18 protein-coding genes are annotated in these 22,369 nt (G+C 36.3%); 13 read left to right on the top strand and 5 right to left on the bottom strand.

Annotation, left to right across the window (positions count from 1 at the left end):
• Positions 1-38: 38 nt before the first annotated feature.
• From AsAng_RS27895 to AsAng_RS27905, 3 genes are read right to left on the bottom strand one after another with little or no spacing between them, the layout of a single operon-like run.
• Positions 39-263, bottom strand: coding sequence for a cytochrome b5 domain-containing protein (locus AsAng_RS27895; protein ID WP_264790437.1), 225 nt, complete (start codon positions 261-263; stop codon positions 39-41).
• Between the two features lie 26 nt (positions 264-289).
• Complete coding sequence (locus tag AsAng_RS27900) at positions 290-1,114, bottom strand: alpha/beta hydrolase (RefSeq protein ID WP_264790438.1); 825 nt, start codon at positions 1,112-1,114, stop codon at positions 290-292.
• Positions 1,115-1,167: 53 nt separating this feature from the next.
• A complete protein-coding gene (locus AsAng_RS27905; protein ID WP_264790439.1) occupies positions 1,168-3,300 on the bottom strand; it encodes a DUF5723 family protein in 2,133 nt (710 codons plus the stop codon).
• A 760-nt stretch (positions 3,301-4,060) separates the two neighbouring features.
• On the opposite strand from AsAng_RS27905, the gene atpB reads away from it, so the two are divergent.
• The 9 genes from atpB to AsAng_RS27950 all read left to right on the top strand — a co-directional run bounded on the left by atpB (position 4,061) and on the right by AsAng_RS27950 (position 13,409).
• Positions 4,061-5,326 carry a F0F1 ATP synthase subunit A gene (gene atpB / locus AsAng_RS27910; RefSeq protein WP_264790440.1) on the top strand — a complete coding sequence of 422 codons (1,266 nt, stop codon included), beginning with the start codon at positions 4,061-4,063 and terminating at the stop codon, positions 5,324-5,326.
• An 82-nt stretch (positions 5,327-5,408) separates the two neighbouring features.
• Positions 5,409-5,621: an ATP synthase F0 subunit C gene (gene atpE / locus AsAng_RS27915; RefSeq protein WP_264790441.1), complete on the top strand. Its 213-nt coding sequence runs from the start codon at positions 5,409-5,411 to the stop codon at positions 5,619-5,621.
• 114 nt (positions 5,622-5,735) lie between these two features.
• Positions 5,736-6,254: an ATP synthase F0 subunit B gene (locus AsAng_RS27920; protein ID WP_264790442.1), complete on the top strand. Its 519-nt coding sequence runs from the start codon at positions 5,736-5,738 to the stop codon at positions 6,252-6,254.
• Positions 6,255-6,320: 66 nt separating this feature from the next.
• Complete coding sequence (atpH, locus tag AsAng_RS27925; protein WP_264790443.1) at positions 6,321-6,878, top strand: ATP synthase F1 subunit delta; 558 nt, start codon at positions 6,321-6,323, stop codon at positions 6,876-6,878.
• A 2-nt stretch (positions 6,879-6,880) separates the two neighbouring features.
• Positions 6,881-8,473 carry a F0F1 ATP synthase subunit alpha gene (atpA, locus tag AsAng_RS27930; RefSeq protein ID WP_264790444.1) on the top strand — a complete coding sequence of 531 codons (1,593 nt, stop codon included), beginning with the start codon at positions 6,881-6,883 and terminating at the stop codon, positions 8,471-8,473.
• Between the two features lie 94 nt (positions 8,474-8,567).
• Positions 8,568-9,467 carry an ATP synthase F1 subunit gamma gene (gene atpG / locus AsAng_RS27935; RefSeq protein WP_264790445.1) on the top strand — a complete coding sequence of 300 codons (900 nt, stop codon included), beginning with the start codon at positions 8,568-8,570 and terminating at the stop codon, positions 9,465-9,467.
• A 426-nt stretch (positions 9,468-9,893) separates the two neighbouring features.
• Complete coding sequence (locus AsAng_RS27940) at positions 9,894-12,152, top strand: tetratricopeptide repeat protein (protein WP_264790446.1); 2,259 nt, start codon at positions 9,894-9,896, stop codon at positions 12,150-12,152.
• Entirely contained in the window at positions 12,152-12,898 is a 747-nt protein-coding gene (locus tag AsAng_RS27945) for a response regulator (protein ID WP_264790447.1), read from the top strand. The genes AsAng_RS27940 and AsAng_RS27945 overlap by 1 nt, the downstream gene beginning before the upstream one ends.
• A gap of 124 nt (positions 12,899-13,022) precedes the next feature.
• On the top strand, positions 13,023-13,409 hold the full coding sequence (locus AsAng_RS27950) for a response regulator (RefSeq protein ID WP_264790448.1): 387 nt from the start codon (positions 13,023-13,025) through the stop codon (positions 13,407-13,409).
• A gap of 223 nt (positions 13,410-13,632) precedes the next feature.
• Here the strand turns inward: AsAng_RS27950 and AsAng_RS27955 are convergent, their stop codons facing one another.
• Positions 13,633-16,035: a TonB-dependent receptor gene (locus tag AsAng_RS27955; RefSeq protein WP_264790449.1), complete on the bottom strand. Its 2,403-nt coding sequence runs from the start codon at positions 16,033-16,035 to the stop codon at positions 13,633-13,635.
• Positions 16,036-16,328: 293 nt separating this feature from the next.
• Between AsAng_RS27955 and AsAng_RS27960 the strand changes: the two genes are divergently transcribed.
• The 3 genes from AsAng_RS27960 to AsAng_RS27970 all read left to right on the top strand — a co-directional run bounded on the left by AsAng_RS27960 (position 16,329) and on the right by AsAng_RS27970 (position 17,987).
• Positions 16,329-16,895 carry a peroxidase-related enzyme gene (locus AsAng_RS27960; protein WP_264790450.1) on the top strand — a complete coding sequence of 189 codons (567 nt, stop codon included), beginning with the start codon at positions 16,329-16,331 and terminating at the stop codon, positions 16,893-16,895.
• Positions 16,896-16,916: 21 nt separating this feature from the next.
• The gene (locus AsAng_RS27965; protein WP_264790451.1) at positions 16,917-17,576 is read left to right on the top strand and encodes a hypothetical protein; all 660 of its coding nucleotides are present in this window, start codon (positions 16,917-16,919) and stop codon (positions 17,574-17,576) included.
• 63 nt (positions 17,577-17,639) lie between these two features.
• Positions 17,640-17,987, top strand: a complete 348-nt coding sequence (locus tag AsAng_RS27970) for a hypothetical protein (RefSeq protein WP_264790452.1) — start codon at positions 17,640-17,642, stop codon at positions 17,985-17,987.
• Positions 17,988-17,989: 2 nt separating this feature from the next.
• Here AsAng_RS27970 and AsAng_RS27975 read toward each other — a convergent pair whose 3' ends face one another.
• Positions 17,990-21,160, bottom strand: coding sequence for a CHAT domain-containing protein (locus tag AsAng_RS27975; protein ID WP_264790453.1), 3,171 nt, complete (start codon positions 21,158-21,160; stop codon positions 17,990-17,992).
• Between the two features lie 623 nt (positions 21,161-21,783).
• On the opposite strand from AsAng_RS27975, the gene AsAng_RS27980 reads away from it, so the two are divergent.
• Positions 21,784-22,359 (top strand): hypothetical protein, encoded by a 576-nt coding sequence (locus tag AsAng_RS27980; RefSeq protein WP_264790454.1) that lies wholly within the window; start codon positions 21,784-21,786, stop codon positions 22,357-22,359.
• Positions 22,360-22,369 lie beyond the last annotated feature (10 nt).

The following is a 22,369-nucleotide window of genomic DNA, read 5'->3' on the forward strand; positions in this document are numbered from 1 at the left end:
AGTTTGTGGTTACTGCGTAAGGTTATTGGTTGTCCAATTTAAATCAATTTTCCAACGGCCTTAAACCGTTCAAAGACTTTTTGGCTATGGGGGGCATCGGCTAATTCTTTAGTAAGATCTTGTCCTGCCCAATGTTCGTAATGTTTTCCATTTCGCCAAAGACGGCTGGAGGTAACATCATAAATAAGTCCCTTGTAAGCAACATAGATGGCATCTTTGTCTTGCCCATTGTATAAGGCAAGCTGAGATCGTGTTAATTCCATTGTAGCGTAGCGATTGATAAGTTTTGTTATTGGTTGGATTGAAAGAGTTTTTCGAAAGCACTATAAACGGCCAAATGCAAGGCATCGCCATGGTTTTGTTTTTCAAAGAATTCAAAAAAGAGTTGGGTATCCTTTTTCTTTTCTAAATGGAGTTTATCGTATAATTCTTTTGCTGTTCGTTCCATTACTTTTCCCTCTTTTCCAACGGCAATATAAATTGATTTTTTAGATTGATAATCGATTGGGGTTTCTTTGAGTAGAGATTCTTTATTCCACCACAAGCTTGGGCTAACAATAATATAATTATCAAATAATTGAGGTTTGGTAAATAAAATTTCTGTGGCTAATAGCCCACCCAAAGACTGCCCGATTATTGTTTGGGTAGCATTGGTTTTGTAATTGTCTTTAATAAACGGTTGTAATTCCTTTTCTATAAAGGTGATAAAATTTTCTGATTCTCCTGTTGTTGGAAAATCTTTTTTATCTCTCTTTACCTGTGTAGGAAAGGTGAAGTCTCTTTTGCGATCTACGTTTGAAATCCCTACAACAATTGTTTCAGGGATCATATTGATCCAAGGAAAGGAGCCAAATTGGACAATTCCAGCAATATGAATAAAATCCTCATCAATGGAACCGTCTAAGAGGTAAATAACAGGATAGGTTTTGGTCGAATCGTTTGAATAACCATTTGGCAAATAAATGTTTAAAATCCTATCCTCATTTAAAATTTTAGATTTAATTTCTACTCGATCGCCTATTGTTAACGGTGCCTTTTTGTTTATTTTAATTTTGTTTTGGGCAAAAATTGGGAGACTCAGAAGAACCATTACCATTATTATAAGATGCTTCATACTTATGTTTTGTTTTAACAGGGAATAAGCTCTAAAATTAACGATAAATTCTTTTAATTTTCCTTTTTGAGCAGCAATACTTCTACTCGGCGATTTTTTTCTCTACCCTCTTCTGTGTCGTTTTTTGCAATAGGATTATCGGCACCTTCGGCGATAATTTGAAGACGTTCGGAATCAACCCCTTGCTCTACCAAATATTTTTTGACAACCATTGCCCGTTTAGCAGCCAGTTTTTTGTTAGATTCAGGATTACCCACATTGTCAGTATGCCCATGAATAATAGCATGAAAGGTGCTATCAGAGTTAATTTTTTGTGCTAACTGATCCAATTTTGAACGATCAGCGCTAGATATCCAAGCAGATCCAGATTGGAAATAAGCCCTTGTTTCTTTTATTGCTTTTTCATCTTCTTTTACATCGTAATAATTAGGTTTGGGAGTCGGTTCAACCACAGGTTCAGGTTCGGAAACAGGCTCTGGCTCAACAATTGGTTCAGGTTCAGGACTAGGTGTGGTATCTATAGGGGGAATGGGAGTTGGAACAGTATCCCTCTTAGCAGCTTTTTGAGCAGCTTCTCGTTCTCTAGCTAAACGTTCTTGCTCTGTTGCCCATTCTTTATCTTGGGCAGCCTTTTGTTCAATTTCTTGTTGTCGTTTTGCCAAGGCTGTAGAGTCTAGGGTTTCTTTTGGTTTAGGCATAAGGTCACTTAGGGCATCTGGTTTCTTTTTTCGACCTTTACCAAAGGTAATGGGAATTTTTAGTCCTCCATAAATATTAAGCCCATAGACATTAGGACCCACGATCATATTCCAACAATTGGTAGACCCTACAAACAGGGGCCCCAATCGCAAGTACATTCCTGCTGTAATGTTATTGTAACCATCAAGAGTGACTGGAATCCCAAAATCAATTTGATGCATCTCAAATCGAGGAGTTAGGGTCAAGGTGTTGAGCGCATGCATTTTGAGTGGAGCATCTTCTTGGTCTACAGCAAGACGTCCCGACAGGTTAATGTAAAAGCCCTTCCATATATTATAATCCACTTGTAAACTAAGGGTTGTTGGCAAACGTAAATGAAACGGATCTCGATTGCTTGTCATTTGAAAGCTGTCGTTCATAGTTGCCCCAAAATCTTCAATTCCTTGAGAAGAAGCTGCAAAATCATCCAAATCCCATGCGCCCGAAAAACCTGCAAAGTTTCCAGCGTAAGCCCCTCTATCAAAAGTGACGCCTCCAATATCTGCTACAGCAAAGCCAACCTTTAATTTGTATTTATTTTTATGCCTAACTTGTTTGCCTTCTTTGGTGGGGTGAGCATATTTTTCATGTTTGGGACGCCATTCATAGACAAAACCAAAATCAGCCGCAAAGCCAGCTCTATTAAACATATTCGCAAAAAAGTTGCCTACATCTGACGACTGCATCCCTGAACGAATGTAACGCATATCGTCACTATAACCAAAACGGACATCCGAAACTCGAACCCGTACAGTATCGTCATTTTTAAAATTTAGAACCAATTCATCCGCATACAAATGAGCACTATACATGGCAACAAGCATTTTTAGATGCACGCCTCCTTTTAGAAAATGAGCTCCTGTATTAAGAATTTCTCGTCCATAACCGATCCCAAATTCAGCCCATACCGCCCCCAAAGCATTCAATTTTTGATTGTTCAAATCAACATTCCAAGTAGATGGGTTTTTTAATTCCCCCAAGATAAAATCTGCGGTTTGAGGATCTAAGTTATCTAGGTGTAGATATTGGCGGACACCAGAAGTGATGGCAAAAGCATTTTTACCAATATTAAAGAGGAAAGAAGGTCCTTGGACATTTAGCGATTGATAAATTCTTGTTTGCTGAAGTTGGTTCCATTGTTTTTCTGAAAAATGGTCGTTCCGAAAGGCTTGAAAGGCACCATTGTAGGTACTATCCCCAATTGGATTGTTGTTGAGGGATAACAATTGTGTATTAAAGGCAATATAATTGTTGTTTAAATTAAAATCTGCACTAATAAGATTAATATCAAGTAAATATCTACCATCTGCAATATTAGCTGGATTTTCATAAATGCCTGTTATCCCACTATAATTACTTGTATTAAACCCTTGGTATTGTTGTGCCCAAAGAATGCTCGACCAAAAAGATAAAATGACAAACGGGCAAAAGTATGTTTTTGAGGACATAAAAAAAAAATTAATAAAATAGTCAAGGGGGCGTTAACTATAGTGATGTATTACAAAGCCTTATCATAAAACATTACTCCGTTAAATACAAGATGTTTTTTTGCTTTTTTTTAGTTCGCTTTGCTCATGAGAACAGTTGTAAAAAAGCAAAAAACTATCTCACGAGTGTAACGAACCGACCTCAGGGAGCTCATAAGCGCTAGCGCACTAGCTAATTAACGGAGTATTAATAAAAAGCATAGAACTAAATATAAGCTAATTTATGGTCACAAATGTAGAATAGATCAACTCATTTAGTTTTAATTTTATGAACGGTTTATTAGTTAAGGGCTATAGGGTTGATTGTCAGTGAAGTATGTGTAATGGCATAAAATGGTTAAATCTTTGATAATCAAAGCGAAGTATTTTTGCCAAGAACAACTTCTGTCAATGGTTTCTTTTTTTACAAAAAAATCATACTACTATAACGGTTGAACTTAAGTAATTGTATAGAAGCTATTTTGATAAAAAAGAAAAGAATCGTGTTTTATATAAAAATAAGCTATTTTGGGGCTAATTTGAAATTATATTTTGTGTATAACAACTTTTCAGAAGATTTGTTTACATTTTTTGCTTTCATAGAGGCTCAATTGGGCTGAATTGTAAAAAAGCTTGGCTAATAGTGTGATAAAAAATCAAAGGATATTTTTTATTCCTAAAGAAAAGCATATCTTTGCACCTGAAAATAGAATATAGTTTGTTGTTTCTTATAAAAATGAACATGTTAAAGACATTTAAATCTACATTTTTTCTATTAGTAATTGCATTGTTAACCTGTAGCCAAACAGCGTTTGCAACGGAACCGACAGAAAGCAATGAGAAGGAAGAAGACCCAATCGAAGCAATGATGCACCATTTGGGTGATGCTAATGAGTTTCATATCGCTGGAGATATATCAATTCCACTACCTTGTATCGCTTGGTCTGAGAAGGGTCTAATGATGACTTTGTCAAGCAGTTTTGAGCATGGGCACAAAGCCGTTAACGGTTATGTTTTGCACCATGGAATTTTAATGCGTGTTCTTGGAGATGATTTTCCAACAGACAAAACCGTAGATATTACTTTTGAAGACGGTCATGCACACGATGCTGCTCATGGGCACGCAGAAGGGCACGAACATCAAACCGTTGACCAACATGGTGTATCAGGTGGTGCGGCAGAAAAAACAGAGGAAGCAGAACATAAAACAATGATTAACTACAATGGTCATTCTTATGAAGTAGAAGCTTGTATGTCATTGCAAAATACAGGTTCTTCTTGGCAAGATTTCTCAATTTCTAAGAATGTATTTGGAATGTTGTTGGCGTTGATTTTGCTAATTATTGTGTTCTCTAAAATTTCAAAAGCATACACTACTAGAGAAAAACAAGCACCTAAAGGATTGCAATCATTTGTAGAGCCTATCATCTTGTTTATGCGTGATGAGGTAGTAAAACCAGCTATTGGAGACAAAGATTGGAAACGTTTCTTTCCTTTTATCATGTGCTTATTCTTCTTTATTCTATTTTGTAACTTATTAGGTTTGATTCCTTTCTTCCCTGGTTCTGCTAACATTACAGGAAATATTGGAGTAACAATGATTCTAGCATTGGTTGTGTTTATTGTAGTAAACGTAAATGGTACAAAGGATTATTGGATGCACATTTTGTGGATGCCTGGTATCCCAACTGGTGTAAAGCCATTGTTGACAATCATTGAGGTAATGAGTTTGTTCATCAAGCCTGCTACACTATTTATTCGTTTGTTTGCAAACATCACAGCGGGACACGTTATCATTTTGAGTTTAGTAAGTTTGATTTTCTTCTTTAAGTCTGCAATGGGCATGGGAGGAGCAGCAGCAGGAGTTAGTATTGCCGTTCCATTTGTATTTGCAATGAACTTATTGGAGTTGTTTGTAGCTTTCTTACAGGCGTTTGTATTTTCTTTGTTGACGGCTCTATATATCGGAAGTGCAGTAGAAACACACGACCACGAGCACGCACACTAAAATTGACATTATTTCCTCTAAGCAATTAGAGGATAAATTATAAAGACTTAATTATTTTTTAAACATTTTAAACCTTAAAGTAATGGGTGCAGGATTAGCAGCTATCGGTGCAGGATTAGCAGTAGTTGGAGCAGGAATGGGAATTGGACAAATTGGTGGAAAAGCAATGGAAGGAATTTCTCGTCAGCCATCTGCAGCTGGTGATATTCGTACTAATATGATTGTAGCAGCAGCTCTTGTTGAGGGTGCAGCACTTTTTGCAATCGTAGTAGCTTTATTAGTAGCTTTGGTCTAATAATAAGCAAAGAGACGAAAAAAAACAAACCTATCTGGTAGCGATTGGCTACCAGTAGGTTTATTTAAATGTTGAAGAGAATTTAATTATACCATAATATAAATATACGATAAAATGATTTTTCTATCATCAGGTTTCCCAGTGTTGAATCCAAGTGTGGGACTACTTTTCTGGACAGCTTTGATTTTTATCTTAGTTTGGTTGTTCTTGAGCAAATTTTTCAAAAACATTGCACAGGCATTAGAAGATCGTGAAAACTTTATTGATGGATCTTTGGCTAAGGCAAAAGAAGCTGATGCTGCTCTAGAAGGAATGGAAGCTAAGAAAATGGCTTTGATCAAGGAAGCAGAGAAAAAAGGTTTGGAAATTATAAGTGAAGCAGAGGCAATCAAGAAAAACAAAATCGCTGAGGGTGAAGCTAGAGGTAAAGAGCGTGAGAAAAATATCTTGGAAGCTGCTGAGCAGGACAAAAAGAACCGTATGAAGGAATTGGAAATAAACATCCAAAACCAAATCGGTCAATCTTCTATAGATATTGCAAGAAAGCTATTGGGGAGAGAATTGGAAGGCAATCACGAAGCATTTGTCCAATCTCAAATTGCAAGTTTAAAGAAACAAGAAGTAGTAGCTTAATATTTTAATTAAGAATTTAGAGCCAAGAACCTATTGTTCTTCGTTCGCCATTTATAAATTCTAAATATGTCAATTTTAAGAATTGTATCAAGATACGCCAAATCTCTCTTCGATTTAGCAAAAAAGGAAGGCCAACTAGATCAAGTACATGATGATGTCATGAATGCTTGGGAAGTGGCTAAAAATGAAGAGTTTGCTGATTTCTTGAAAAGTCCTATTATCCCAATCGACAAGAAAAAGGATGTTATTGATGTTGTTTTTGCCAATAGCAATAAGAACTTAGTACAGACTTTTCATGTAATGATGGAACATAAGCGTGAATCTTATATGGCTGATTTTTGCCGTACGTTTCACCTTTTTTACAACAAAGAAAAACACGTCTCTGCTGTTCGTTTGACTACGGCTGTAGAATTGAGCGAGAGCACCGTTAATGATCTATTGGATACGTTCAAAGCAAAGGGCTTGCTAGAACAAACCGTAGAACTTATAAAAGATATTGAGCCATCTATTATTGGTGGTTTTATCTTAGAATTTGATGGTCAAGTATACAATGCAAGTTTATTGCACCAACTTGATCAAATGAAGAAGCAATTTAGTGAAAATCTGTATACCAAAAATATATAAAAATGGCTAACGTAAAACCAGACGAGATATCTGCTATCTTAAAACAACAAATCAGTGGGTTTGATACTCAGTCTAAATTAGAAGAACAAGGTACCGTATTAGAAGTAGGTGACGGTATTGCGCGCGTTTATGGTTTAACTAATGTAATGTCAGGTGAGCTAGTAGAATTCGAAAATGGAGTTCAGGCTATCGCACTTAACTTAGAAGAAGACAACGTTGGTTTGGTATTGATGGGTGCTGCTGAAAAAATTAAAGAAGGTGATAAAGTTAAGCGTACTGGGGAAGTTGCTTCTATTCAGGTAGGAGAAGGAATCCTTGGTCGTGTTGTAAATACATTGGGAACTCCTGTTGATGGTAAAGGTGCTATCGAAGGAAAAACCTATGCAATGCCACTAGAGCGTAAAGCTCCTGGTGTAATTTACCGTCAACCAGTAAACGAACCATTGCAAACAGGAATCAAAGCGATTGATTCTATGATTCCAATTGGTAGAGGACAACGTGAGTTGATTATTGGTGACCGTCAAACTGGTAAAACTGCAATTGCAATTGATACCATCTTGAATCAAAAAGAATTTTACGATAATAAAGACACAGATACTGTATACTGTATTTATGTAGCAATCGGACAGAAAGCTTCTACAGTAGCACAGATTGCTCAAACTTTGGAGAAAAAAGGTGCATTGGCTTATACTACTATCGTTGTAGCTGCTGCTTCTGATCCTGCTCCTTTACAGTTCTACTCTCCATTTGCAGGAGCTGCAATTGGTGAATACTTCCGTGACACTGGTCGTCCAGCGTTGATCATTTATGATGATTTGTCTAAGCAAGCTGTTGCTTACCGTGAGGTATCTTTGTTGTTGCGTCGTCCTCCAGGACGTGAGGCTTATCCTGGTGATGTATTCTACCTTCACTCTCGTTTGTTAGAGCGTGCAGCAAAAGTTATCAAAAATGATGAGATTGCTAACGATATGAACGACGTTCCTGCTTCTCTAAAAGAAGCTGGTTTGATCAAAGGTGGTGGATCATTAACAGCATTGCCTATTATTGAGACTCAAGCAGGTGACGTTTCTGCTTATATTCCTACCAACGTAATTTCTATTACAGATGGTCAGATTTTCTTGGAGTCTAACTTGTTTAATGCAGGTATTCGTCCAGCTATTAACGTAGGTATTTCTGTATCTCGTGTAGGTGGATCTGCTCAAATTAAGCCAATGAAAAAGGTATCTGGTACCTTGAAATTGGATCAAGCTCAATACCGTGAGCTAGAGGCCTTCTCTAAATTTGGTTCTGATCTTGATGCTGCTACTAAAGCTGTACTAGACAAAGGGGTTAGAAACGTAGAGATTCTAAAACAAGCTCAATATTCTCCAGTACCAGTAGAGCAACAAGTAGCTATTATTTACTTGGGAACTAAAGGTTTGGTTAAGAATGTACCAGTAGAGCGTGTAAAAGAATTTGAGGCTGCTTTCTTGGCAAAAATGGAAGAGCGTAATGCTGATGTATTGGCTAATTTCCGTTCTGGTAAATACGACAAAGCTGACTTGGCTAAGGTAGAAGCTCTAGCTAAAGAATTAACAGCTAAATTTGAAGCATAATCCTATTAGTTTTTGGAGATGAAATTCAGATGTTAGTCTTTTTGCTAACATCTGAATTTATACAATTCAGTCTCTAATTAATAAAGAATAAAAAATGGCAAACTTAAAAGAAGTAAGAGAACGTATTTCCTCTGTTATATCTACTCAACAAATAACAAAGGCTATGAAAATGGTAGCTGCTGCTAAACTGCGTCGAGCACAGCAGGCTATTGTTGAAATGCGTCCTTATTCCAACAAGTTGAGTGCTATGTTATCTAATATCCTTTCAAACTTGGAAGGTGATGCAAGTACTTCTTTGGGTGTCGAGCGTCCAGTAAAAAATGCTTTAGTAGTAGTAATAACTTCTAATAGAGGTTTGTGTGGTGGTTTTAATTCTAGTGTTTCTAAATTATCATTAGAATTATCAGCAGAGAAATACAACGAGCAATACAAAGCTGGTAATTTAACGTATCTTTTTATTGGTAAAAAAGGATATGATTATCTAAAAAGTCGTGTGTCAGGTACCCAAATGATTACCGATCATGTAGACTTAGTTACAAAGACATTTGGATTTGAAGATTCTTCTAAAGTAGCGAGTGAGTTGATGCAAGCTTTTGAAGAGGGTAAATATGATGCCATTGATATTGTATATGCTCAATTTAAAAATGCTGCGGTTCAAAACTTTACTGTAGAGCAATTTTTACCAGTTGCTAAAATGGAAGTTCCTGAAGGGCAAGAATCAGACGAAAAAGCAGATTTTATCTTCGAACCTAACAAAGAAGACTTACTGGAGTATTTGATTCCTACTATTCTAAAAACACAACTGCATAAAACAATTTTAGATTCTAATGCTTCTGAACAAGGCGCTCGTATGACTGCTATGGAGAACGCAACAGAAAATGCAGAAGATTTGTTGAAAGAATTGAAAATTAACTATAACAAAGCTCGTCAAGAGGCGATTACTGCTGAAATTTCTGAAATTGTTGGTGGGGTTGCTGCATTGGAAGATGCTTAATCTCTTATTGAATAAGAGCAAAAAGAAGGCTTACAACAAACTTTTGTTGTAAGCCTTTTTTGTTACAGTATATGAAAGGTAGTTTTAAGAGAATCTTGATCTTTTACAAAAGAAATAAGGAAAGAACTTGGAGTATAGCCTTAAATTAGTAGTGAAGTTGTTTAAAAATGGAGTTTTGTTGATAATGAGTACTAATTTTTAGATAAACAAGGCAAAAATTTTCTTCATAGCAGCGTTATGGAGCAAATTTTTAACGCAGAGTAGCTAGAAATTAGCTTTCATTAGTGATTTAAGGCTATTCTTAAACAACTTCAGTATCATTATGTTATCGTTTATGGTTTTTTGGGTTGTCAAAGAACTTAGTTTATTTTTGGGGGTTACCCAAATTCCCCTGAATTAGAAAATGGATTGCTAAAAATTCGATTTATGTTACTAGTTACTATTATTTGTTGTTTCTTAGGAAGTACGCTTTTGGCGCAGGAACGTACGGTACTTGACTCTCTAAACCAATCTTATAAACAGGCGAGCGCAGACAGTACAAAAGTACAAGCTTTAATTGCTATTGGAGACTACTTTTTGCACAAGAACTTGGATTCTACAATCAACTATTATAATAAAGCACTAAAAGCAATTGAAACTGTAGGGGGGCAAGAGGTCAAAAAGTATCAGCCACTTTTATACCATTATACGTCTATTGCTTATACGAGTTGGGGGCGTATACAAGAAGGTATGGAATATGGGCAGCGAGCTTTAAGTGCTTATGAGGCATTGGATATGCAATTAGAAATGTCTGATATTTATATGGTGATAGGGGTACTTTACGGGCAAATGGGAGAGGTCAATCAGGGGAAAGAACTGTTGTTGAAAGCAATTGCCATTAAGAGAGAGTTGAATGCGACAGAAAAGTTGGGACATGCTTATATGAATCTAACCTTATTGTATAGAGATCTAGGAATGTTAGAAGAGGCAATTGCTTCAATTGATAGTGCGATTACTCGATTTAAAGCGCAAAAATTTGAGATGGGCGTGAATCGTTCTTACCAAATAAAAGGGGAGGTGCATAAATTTGCGGGAAACAATGACAAAGCATTAGAGGTTTATCAAGAAGCCTTAGCGCTATATCGAAAACAAGCAACAAAGGATATAAAGGGGGAGATTGTCCTTATGAATAGTATTGCGGGGTTTTATCGAATATTAAAAGAATATGATCGTGCAATTGCTTATTATCAGAATGGTTTGACCTTGCTGAAAGAGACAGACAACAAAGAATTGGAAGGGCTCATTCACCACAATATAGGGGGCGTTTATTTAGAGCAAAAACAATATGAAAAGGCACTAACATATTATCAAAAAGGGCTGGTTTTTTATGAAGCAATACAGCATCCTACAGGTTTGTCAAGGACTTATAGATATATGGGGACTACTTATCAGGCTGTAGAAAAATACGAGCTTGCTATTGAGTATTATACCAAAGCAACTGAAGTATTAGCTTCTAAAAAGAACTCGGATTATGGAGATGTTTCTAAGAAGTTAGCGAGTCTTTATTATGAACTGCACCTAATGGAAAAAAAGACAAAGGGTGATGAAGCCTTAGGAATGATTTATTTGAATAAGGCTCAATCTTTTGCAAAAGAAAGTATTGCTTGCCCTTCTACCAATTTGGAGGCGAGTTTGGGTAGGTATAAAACCTTGCAAAAAATTTATCAAGCGATTGGAAATTATCAAGAAGGGTTAAACATAGCGAATAAAGTAATTGAGCTTTCGGACTCCTTGTTTGAGGAAACGAAGATAAAAACGGTTTTGGACTTGGAAACGCAATATCAAACGGAAAAGAAAGAGTTTGATATTAAAATTTTGAACCAAGAAAAAGCTTTGCAATTGTCTGAGAATAAGCAACAGAGAATGCTGTTGTATGGGAGCGGAACAACGTTAATTGTATTGATCTTCTTGTTGATGTTATTGTATTGGTTCTTTTGGCAAAAACGCAAGGCAAATGCAGCTTTAGCGCTTAACAATGAGTTGATTACTCGTCAAAAAAACTTAGTAGATAAGCAAAATGCAGAAAAAGAGCTATTGCTAAAAGAAATCCATCACCGTGTAAAAAATAACTTACAAATTATATCGAGCCTCTTGGATTTGCAAAGCAGCAAAATTGACGATGATGCAGCACTTTCTGCCATTGCAGATGGACAATCTAGGGTTCAGTCTATGGCATTGATCCATCATAAATTGTATCAGCATGAACATATCGCAACGGTCAATTTTAGAGACTATGTTTACCAATTGTTCGACCAAATTATGGCTGTTTTAACAGAGGAAAGCCCAACCTTAGAGCTGGATATTGACGAAACAATCGCTTTTGATATAGATACGGCCATTCCTTTAGGATTGATTCTAAATGAGCTTTTGACGAATGCTTGCAAATATGCTTTTGAGTCAGGAAAGAAAGGCAAGTTGAGTATTCGATTAAAAAAAATGGAGCAGGGGGATTATCAATTGGAACTACAAGACAATGGGCGGGGAATGCCTGCGGATTTTAAACTTCATAAGGCTCGTAGCTTGGGCTTAAGATTGGTTCGACGATTGAGCAAACAATTAATGGGAAAAGCAAGTTTTAAGAACGATAATGGTGCTTATTTTTGTATCCAGTTTAAGGACACAGCACTACGCAAAACGATAGACTAATGGGAAAAATTAAAATTCTGGTAGTGGAGGACGAGATTATTATTGCAGATAATATTTGTGATATTCTGGAAGAGTTAGGCTATGAGGTACTAGAACCCGCTGTAAGTTATACAGAAGCACTTGAAATATTACAGGTAGAACAGCCTGATTTGGCCTTGTTGGATATTCAGTTGGCTGGTCGTAGAGATGGGATTGATTTAGCTTGGAAAATCAAGGAAGATTATGATATTCCTTTTATTTTTCTAACCTCTAATGCTGATCCTGTAACGGTTGATCGAGCAAAAAAAGTTAGCCCACCAGCCTATCTACTCAAACCATTTGATCGGAACGACTTGTTTACTTCTATTGAAATTGCCTTATACAATTATAGCAAGAACAATACTGCTGAAATTGCAGCGGAGGAAGCAGGGCAAAAAGAGGAAGAAATCATCCTTAAGGATGCTTTATTTATAAAACACAAACAGAGTTTTCAAAAGATAGTCTTTGAGGATATTTTATTTCTGAAAAGTGAGCATGTTTATGTTCGAATTGTATTAAAGAACAACAAAGAGTATTTGATTCGATCAAGTTTGGCAAAATTCATCATGCGGCTTCCAAAATACTTTTTTAAGATTCATCGAAGTTATGCGGTCAACCTAAATCAATTGGAAAGTATAGGCTTGATCAATTTAAAAATGGGAAAGCATGAATTACCCTTCGGAAAAGGCTATCGTGCCGAATTGCTAAAGAAGGTCAATACACAATAAAACAGAGCATTCAGAACACAATAATAGGCGTTGGTAACAATTATGAGGTTGCTCCCCAAAAATAACTATATATTAGCAGTATGATAATGTTTGATAAAAGTAGTTCTAATAATAGTTATTAAGTATGCCTTCTAGATCAATTCTAATTATAAGTAGTCATGCTGGGATGATTAAATATCTAAGTCGAATGCTTTGTGAATTGGACTATCCTTTTGAGGTATTAGCACTTAGCAACTTAGCGTTGTTAGCGACTATGTCACAATCTATAGAGTTGATTTTACTTCCGCTCCAATTTCAAAAAGAGCAAGGGAATTTGCAGGCTGCACAAAAAATAAGAAAATTTTATGACGTGCCTTGTATTTTTCTATCCGAACAAATGAATGTTGGGCTATTGCAACAGATAAAAACAATACCCAAACCGATTTATTGGATTCGATCTTATCGGAAGGATGATTTATTTGTTTATATCGAGTTGGCAAAGAATCATCAAGTCAACAAAAAAAACGCTTGAAAATGAAAGAATTGTTAGCAAGAAAAGGGTGATGTTGCTCTGATTATTAAATAATTAATATATTTTCTGGTAAATATTTTATTAAAAATAATATTTGTGTAATTTTGCAGTACACTTAGGACGTAGTGATCCCTAAAGTTATCTCTGAATATGAGGTAAGTTCGACTAGGCTGTCAGGAAAAAGATTCTGACAGCCCTTTTTTATGGTATCGAACTTCTATGCCTAAAAGGTAATACGATAGGTAAAGGAAGGAAAAATTCCCAATTGGAAGATCGTTTTTATGGTCTTATTGACCGCATCATAATCTTGGTTCAAGATGTTTTTATAATTAATGAAATTTTCTAGACTAAGGGTATAAACTTCTGAATAATGCTTGGAATTATTTCGGAAGACAATTTGTAAATCTGGTTTAAGATAGGTTGGATAACGAGCACTATTGGTTGAGTTTTCGACATAAGTAACAGCACCAACTCTGTTAGAGGCTTCCAAGTCAATTGGTGTATAACGACGACCTCCAGCAACGGTCATTTTTAGATTAAAAGCCAGCGCAAGATTTTTCTTTTTCCCGATTTTTACCTCGTACCCACCCAAAGCATTGGCGACATAATTGCTGTTGAAGGCAGTGCTGTGCCATTGTTGGTCAGAGCCTTGATATTCGGACTGAAAAAGGGAGGCTGTGACGAGAAAATAGTAACCTTTTGTAAAAAACTTCTCAAGTGTTAGCTCTACACCATAATTGCGCCCCAAACCAGCATTAACCAAACTATCTACATGAGTAAGCCCAAAACTGGTACCATAGTTTAGCAAAGAGTAGGTACTTGGAACACTTTGTACAGGAGCATTGGTAATGTGCTGAAAATAGGCTTCAAGTTTGACCCTAAAATCTGCACCTATTGACTGATCGTAGCTAAAAACAGCATGATTGCTATAGGTGAAATCTAAATTCAGGTTGCTTTGTACATAAGCATCTTGACCGATTCGAGATTGCGTAAAATAAATAGGAAAGGGCTGAGATTGAGCATGACGACCATAAGCTAAGGCAAAACGAGTCGATTGGCTTGCTTTAAATTGGATGGCGAATCTTGGTTCTACAGAAACACTGTTATTGTGCATTAACCATTGGCTGTAAACGCCTGCTACGGCAGACATGAATGGAGTAATTTTATACTTTCCTTGCAGAAATACCTGTGTCATGCCTGCATGCCCTTCAAAGTCACGGATGGGAACAAAGCCAATAGGAGCAATTTGTACGCTGTCCAAAAATTTGGCAAAATAATAATTTCCCGTTAGCCCTGCCTTTATGTTAAAACGAGCATTGAGCTTATTATGATAAGTGATGCGAGCCATTGCTTTGGTCTGTAAGAAAGAACCTCCATAAAAATAATCAGGGTTCTCATTGTTTTGATCTAATTTAGAAATGGTAGACCACTCTCGTTGCAGCGTGCCTGCTATCGTACTTTTGAGGTAGGATTTATCGGTTAGAAAGTAAAGGTGAGAGACGCCCAATACCGCCATTTGTGTACCATTGCGAAGATCTTCGCCAAAGCCACCATCAATTTTGTCTTTATCAAGGGTGCTTTCTAATAAATTGATGGCGCTAATTCCTCCAAGCCCAAACACGGTGAAGGTTCCTATTTTGGCATCTGGAAAATGAAACTTAAAGTTTAGATCTTGGTATTCTGGTGTTCCTATTAGCCCAAAATTGATGCCCATTAATTTAAATAAACCTAGAGTTGAATAGCGATAATTTGCCAAAAAGGAGTGTCCTTTTTTCTTACTAAGAGGACCTTCAGCACCTAGTTCAATGCCATTGAACCCCAATTGCCCCAAGAATTGGAATTTTTCATTGTTTCCCTTTCGCATCTTAAGGTCAAACACTCCTGCATTGGCATTCCCATATTCGGCAGGGAAGGCTCCTGTAAAAAAGTCAGAGCTAGCCAAAACATTGCTGTTTAGCATACTTACTGGACCGCCTGTGGTTCCAAAACCGCCAAAGTGATTGGGGTTGGGAATATCTACCCCCTCTAAACGCCACAATAACCCCAAAGGAGAGTTTCCTCTAATGATAATATCATTTCTATTGTCATTGGGCGCAGCTACACCCGCATAATTAGCCGCCATGCGAGATACATCTGCTCTAGATCCAGCATAACGCTCGGACTCTTCGATTCTAAATTGGCGAACAGAGCTGAGTGCCATTTCGTTAATTGCTTTATCTTTGTCTTGTTGGTTGGCAATAACCGTTACGACAGTACTCGTAAAAGCTTCTTCTTCTAGAGCAATCGTAAGTACTTTTTCGTGTCCTGTGATAACCTCTAAATTGGATATGATTTGTTCTTTATAGCCTAAATAAGTAATGGCGAGCGATCGACGACCAACAGGAACATTTTCGAGCTTAAATTTTCCATCTATATCTGATGAAGTACCCAAGATACTATCTATGTGGATCAATTCAATGTTAGCTCCTACTAATGGTTGCTGGGTTTCTTTGTCTATAATAATACCCCGAACCGTTTGGGTATAATGTGTAAGAATGGGGGCAGGTTTGGTTTCTTTTTTTCTTTTTTGTGCAGAGATGGATTCTACCTGAAGTAGAATAAAAAAACTTAATAAAAGGTATTTCATTGTTATTTTTATATAAATTAAATAATGAAGTAGTAGCTGCTAGAGCCTTCTCAAATATTGTGCACTTTAAGTAGAAAAGATGTTAATGTTTGGGAATGGAAGTGAATTTATCGGCTATGGATTTTATTAAAAAAAACATCAACTGTACATTTTGGTGAAATTGATAATAGAACGATCCCATTGGTAAAATAAAATAAAACTCAATCAAATAATATTTTATTATTTTTGTTAAGATCATTTTTAAACAACTTCCATATCTAGTTGAATATTTCTGTAAATTATAAAAACATACTATGGCGCATATTAAGGTTATTGAGCATGGCGAAGCGGAGGGGGAATTAAAAGAGATTTATGATGAGTTGATAAAAACGAGAGGTAAGTTGGCTGAGGTGCATAAAATACAAAGCTTAAATCCAGCCACAATCATGGCACACATGGATTTGTATATGAAAATTATGTTTGGAAAATCGCCTTTACGCCGCTATCAAAGAGAAATGATGGCCGTTGTGGTGTCGGTCTGTAATAATTGTTTATATTGTACTGAGCATCATGCAGAAGCGGTGCGCCATTTTTGGAAAGATGCTGCAAAAGTAGACCAACTAATCGCCGATTATACCCAAGTAGATTTATCCGAAATAGATCAACTCTATTGCCAGTTAGCCAAGCAATTAACTCAGCACCCATCCCAGACATCTCAAGAAAAGTATTTAAAACCTTTAAAAGATTTGGGCGTAGACGATCGAGCAATTTTAGATGCTACTTTGGTGATTGCCTACTTTAATTTTGTGAATAGAATTGTATTGGGGTTGGGTGTGCATCTAGAGTCAAAGACAGAAACAACAGGATATCATTATGATTAACTGGAAATGAGATTAGAAATTATGAAACACACAATTGCTTATTTAATAATTAGCGCTATACTGTACGGAGGTATATCCTGTACATTGCCTGAACAAAAAGAAGAGGACAAGGCTCAAAATCCTAACTTAGATACAGGTGAACAAACAACTCTTTCAGTGGTTGAGTCCAAAGTGGATAAAATAGATAGCAGCTTGTTGAGAGCTACTCAGAAAGCAGAACGAATAAAGCGTCAAGAAGAAATCGTACAGCGGGTTACGGAACTGAAGGAGCGTTATCAACAAATAGAGGGAAAAGAAGGTACTTATGTAGAAGAAGTTCCTTTGAATTCATTCTTGGGCAATGTAATGGAATCAGGAGCGTTAGAAATTAATAAAATTGGAGAGCAATATCTTCGGATTCATGCTGATTATTTTGATGGTGAACCAAAAGGAGGCAAGGTGTTTTTTATTGCAAATGGAAATTTGATGGCAGTAGAAATTCTCCAATTAATAGAAAAGATAACAGAAAATGGTACTATTGTGACTGACAAAACAACCCATTTGTTTTATTATGACGATGATAGCCTCTTCCGCATTTTAGATTATCAGAATAAAACAGAATTAGAATTTCAAACTATTTCATGGGAAGCTGAAAACATAGCGGATTGGGATATTGTAAAAGAATACCTTGGGTTGTCTTAAAAAATCTTACTAGGATTAAAAAGCATAGTGCAAGAAACTATCAAAAACAAGAATTATAATAGAATGGATAAAAGTGATTATATCAAGCACATCAATGATGGAATGACTTATGAAGAGGTGAAAAAAATGGTACAATTAGATGGGTTAAATCAGGAAGATCTATCGAGCTTAATGAAGGAATTAGATGATCTTATTCTTCAAAGAAATGAGGAAAAGGAAATTCAGAAACAAGCCCGTGAATGGATGTGGGTAGGAATTGGATTTTGTCTCATTGCCATCGTAATGTTTTTGTATTCTTTTTTTGATCCAGAAAGCGTTTACATCTACTTGGTTTATGCTATTTTTATGGGGGGAATGTTAGTCTTTTGGGCAGGAAAGCAAAAAAGGAAAACGGCGTTGGATGATGAATAAAATCATCGAGATATACCTTTAAACCACCTCCATAAGAAATAGCAGCTAAGGAGCATAAAAATTCCCAGTGGGTACCAATACCAAGGCGTAGGAGCATGGTTTAATAAAATGGCTTGTTGATTGCCGATACCAATCATACTCGCCCAAAAGAAGGGATGCGCCATAAAACCATTGTTGTTGTTTAGATAAGTAAGTTTAGCTTGTTGCATCGCTTGATCTTTGGTTTGATTTGCCGCTAAATTATCATAAAAAGACTGCATAACTTGGATGCTTGTCTCATCGTTGAGTTCCCATAGAGACATTACAATACTAGGAATGCCTGCATACATAAAACTCCTTCCCAAAGAGATAATTCCTTCTCCTTGAAGGTATTTCCCATAACCAGTTTTGCAGGCAGAAAGGACAACTAAATTAGCATGGCTGCCATTGAGATGTTGTATCTCATAGGAATAGAGCAGGTTATCTTCTAGAGAATCTAAGTTTTCTGTAAACATTAAGGAAGAATAAGAAGGATGGTTATAGTCTACGATTCCATGCATTGCCAAGTGAATAACACTGTACTTATTTTGAGCTAAATGCTGCTTGAAAGCCTGTTCATTGGCTTCTTGGTCTATAAAAAAATCACCACTAAATCGATGGCTAATTTGTGTTAACTCTTCGATAGCACCAGGTATAGGGCGAACCGAATTGTGCAATTGAACTTCGTCGTTTGTTCGTTCTGCTTGGATTGTTTTGGGCAACTTTTTGTAGTCTAATTGCTGTCCATAACTAGCCGCAAAACCAAGAATTTGACCGCTAGAGGTATTGGTTTGATCTTGTGTATTGACCATGACAGCAGCAGAGTATTCATAATGAATGGTATATTTTCGAATGAGGTAAGGCAGGTTTTGATAATCCATCTTGCTGTTGTTCCCAGAAGGTGTTGTCAGTAAGACCTCAAAAGGAATATAATGCAAATTTCGATCAGGAATAATAATCAAGTGCTTTTTATGGGCAAGCAGTTTATCTTCCAAAAAGTTGTGATAAAACCAATAAGCTGTTGTACAAAAAGTTTGGTAGGCTTCTTTTTTATGTGCTAAGATGAACGCTACATTGGAGAGAGAACGTCTTAAGCGACGTAGATTAGCTTTGAAATGCCTTGAGTTAAAATTTGGAACTTCTTTGATTTTGACGGTTTCACTAGAGATATAAATAATAAAGAAATGATTGTTGCTAATAAAATATTCAATTAATAATTCATCTTCTGCTAAATAGGCTTGTACCGTTAAGGGGGATACAACAGCATCTCGTCCATGATCCCAAGACCGATAATTGGGGTAGGTTTTTTGAAGGAATTGTTCTAGAGAGTCTAACTGCTGTTCTAAGAAAAGCATCTTTTTTAGGTAATGCGCCTTTTGGGGCTTGTTTTGCCCTTTTTGGGCTTCCATAATACGCTCTTTACAGCGGTCAATTAGAGCAATGTATTTTTCTTCCTTTTGCAACAATTCTTTAGGAATGCCAATTCCTCCTTGTGTGTATTCATTTCTAAATTTGAGAATATTTTCATTTAACAAAGCGGACTTACTGTGTTCTGCATAATCGAAAATGGAGAGTTGGTAAAAGCTATCTTGTTGATTTTGGTAGAGCTGCCAAGCACTGGCTGCTGCTTTTTCATAGACAGGACGAAGCCGATTACTAGACAATAACTTGGACTCACTATTGGTGTAATTGTCTCTAAGATAATTGGTGAGTAAAATAATCGTATTGAAGTCAGCATGTGCTTTGTTGTGTTCTCCTCTTTTTACAAAAACATCGCCTCTTTTCTGGTAAGCTTCTATGGCAATAGATTTGTCCAATAAATATTCCAACAGTTGAATGTTATCTCCTTCAGATTGGGGGCTTTCGTCCAAAAACAAAATGACACTATCCATGTAAGCAATGGCTTTGGGATAATCGTTTTCTTCAGCGGCTAAATGCCCTAATTTAAAATAAATCGCTGCAATTTTGGTTCCTTTTTGCCCATATTTTTGGAGGGTAAGATAAAGCGCCTTTTGATAGTAGAATTTTGCTTGAGAATAGTCCCCTTTAGTCTCATAAGCTGTTCCGATGTTTAGATAGGCTTTGTCCGTTGCTAAATGGTGCTTTTTGATGTATGCAATGTTGTTCTGATAATAGGCGATAATAGAATCGTGTAGGTTAAAGTGCTGATAATAATAAGCGATTGCTAAATGCTCAAAGCTGTTTTCTCTTTTTTGTATTAAAGGGTTTTTGGGTAAAAGGGGAATGTAAGTTGGAATTTTAGAAAAGTACAAGTCGGCAGCTGTATTTTCTTCCTTTTGTTGGTACAATTCTCCGATACGAGTGCAGAGTTTTATTAATTCTGCATAATTGTTTAATTCTTGATACAATATAAACGCATTACTATAGTAAATAATCCCTTGCTCAATGTCGTGGTTCTCTGCATACATTCTCCCCAGATTGCTATAGTATTTGGCCACAATGGCAGAATCTTTTCTGAAGTGATTTTTGTTTAGTAATTGATACTCATAATCTAGCCCTTGTTGGGTGATCTGAATGGCTTGATCAATTCGACCTTGTTGGTAAAGGATAGCTCCATAAAGTTGGTAAAGGTATTTAAAAATTAGTCGAGAAGGTGGCAAATGTTGACGGGCAATTTTATAGGTGCGATCTATATGTTTATCAATAGTGCTAAAATCACTGCTGTTATTATAATAGATAGAGTAAGTGGCCAATAAAGAGGCACTTGCAAGACGCTCCCAATCTTTGTGTTGCTGTAGAATGGGGCAAGCTAGGATAGCAACCTGATAAGCTGCTTCATACTGTGCGATGCCCCACAATGCCCATGCCTTGGACGTTAACCATACCCCCCTCAAATGATGATTAGAATCGATTTTGGATTCAAGGGCGTTTAATAGCTCTAGGCAATGGTGGAACGAATCTTTTTGTGCATAGATTGTAGCGGTATTGATTTGACACTGGATTTGACCTTCTAGGTGGTTGAACTGCTTAAATATAGTGGCCGCTTTTTTATTGAGTTGTTGCGCTTGATTTAAATCTAAGTCTTCATAAATTACAAATTCTGAACTATCTGCCCATTGTTGTGCCTGTTCTAAATGTTGAGCCGTACAGGCTATTGAGATAAAGAGGAGGATATGAAAGTAGATGAATCGCATGAATTGAGTTGGGACTTGTAATGAGGCAGCTAGATCTAGCATAGAAAATACGCAATTTGTTGCAAAGAATGGTATATACAGAGGAGTTCTTTAAAACAATAGGCTAAGGGCTACAACGTATAATTAAAAAGCATTAAAATTTACTAAAGGGGGATTTTGAAAATAATATTGTTACAATGCAAACATTATTAGGGAATAACGAGTGATTTTTTAATTTATTATCAATTCAATACAATTGATAGTTGGTTAAAAAAAAGTAAAATGTTATCTTAGTAATTCTCCAAAAACAACCCATTCTCAGAAAAATCCCTATTAGTTAGAGCATTACTTCGTGGGAAAATCGCATTAGATTATTACAGGAGTGCTACGCAGTTGATTATCAATGAGGTGTTTTTTTTGTCGATAAAGGGTTAAAGTGTTGGTAATTAATTTGATGTACGAGTGGTAGTGAGCTGCGTTAGCTTGCAGCTAAAAGCTGCAAAAGGAAAGGCACTGTTTTTTATATTTATTGAAGAAAAACTAAGCGCAGCGTTCATGACCGCAGGGAATAATGAGTGAAGCGATCATAAGCAAAGCGCACTAACTAATCCACGAAGTATTATTAGAGAATACAAAAGCAATTTATGCTATACCGATTATTTGCAAAAGAGGCGTTTGAACCTATAGAAAAAGAGCTGCAAAATATTTATAAGACTCTTGGAATACAAGATATAAAAATAAAAAGTCAGCCAGCAACCTATTATAAAGCTTATACTTATGTTATCGAAGGGCAATTAAAAAAACATCGTTTTATACTAAGTATGCATCATTCTCCTTTGAGAGAAAGCCCTGCTAAAAAGCAATTAGAATTTCTTATTCAGTGTAAGAACCCTAATTGGGTTGCTCTAGTATTGCATAAAAACGAGCCTAGAGACAAAAAACTATTGGGGGTAGAACAGATTGATGTTTTAAAAGAATATGGCTTAACTAAATTGCTGTTAGAGTCCAATGAAAGTGCATTGGTAGCGCCAATCTTTGATGCTCAAATGTGTGAAAAGATAGAAATTTTGGAGCAGATTAAATTTTCTTCATTTAGATTAGAACGAAATAGATTGTATGTACAAGTACCTTGGTTGCCAGATAATTTCAATAAAAGAGATGCTTTGCTTCAAATAATACAAGCGAGTATCCATTTAGCGCAGCAAATAGACAAAACCTAAAAAAATCATC

The organism is Aureispira anguillae, assembly GCF_026000115.1.
Classification (GTDB): domain Bacteria; phylum Bacteroidota; class Bacteroidia; order Chitinophagales; family Saprospiraceae; genus Aureispira; species Aureispira anguillae.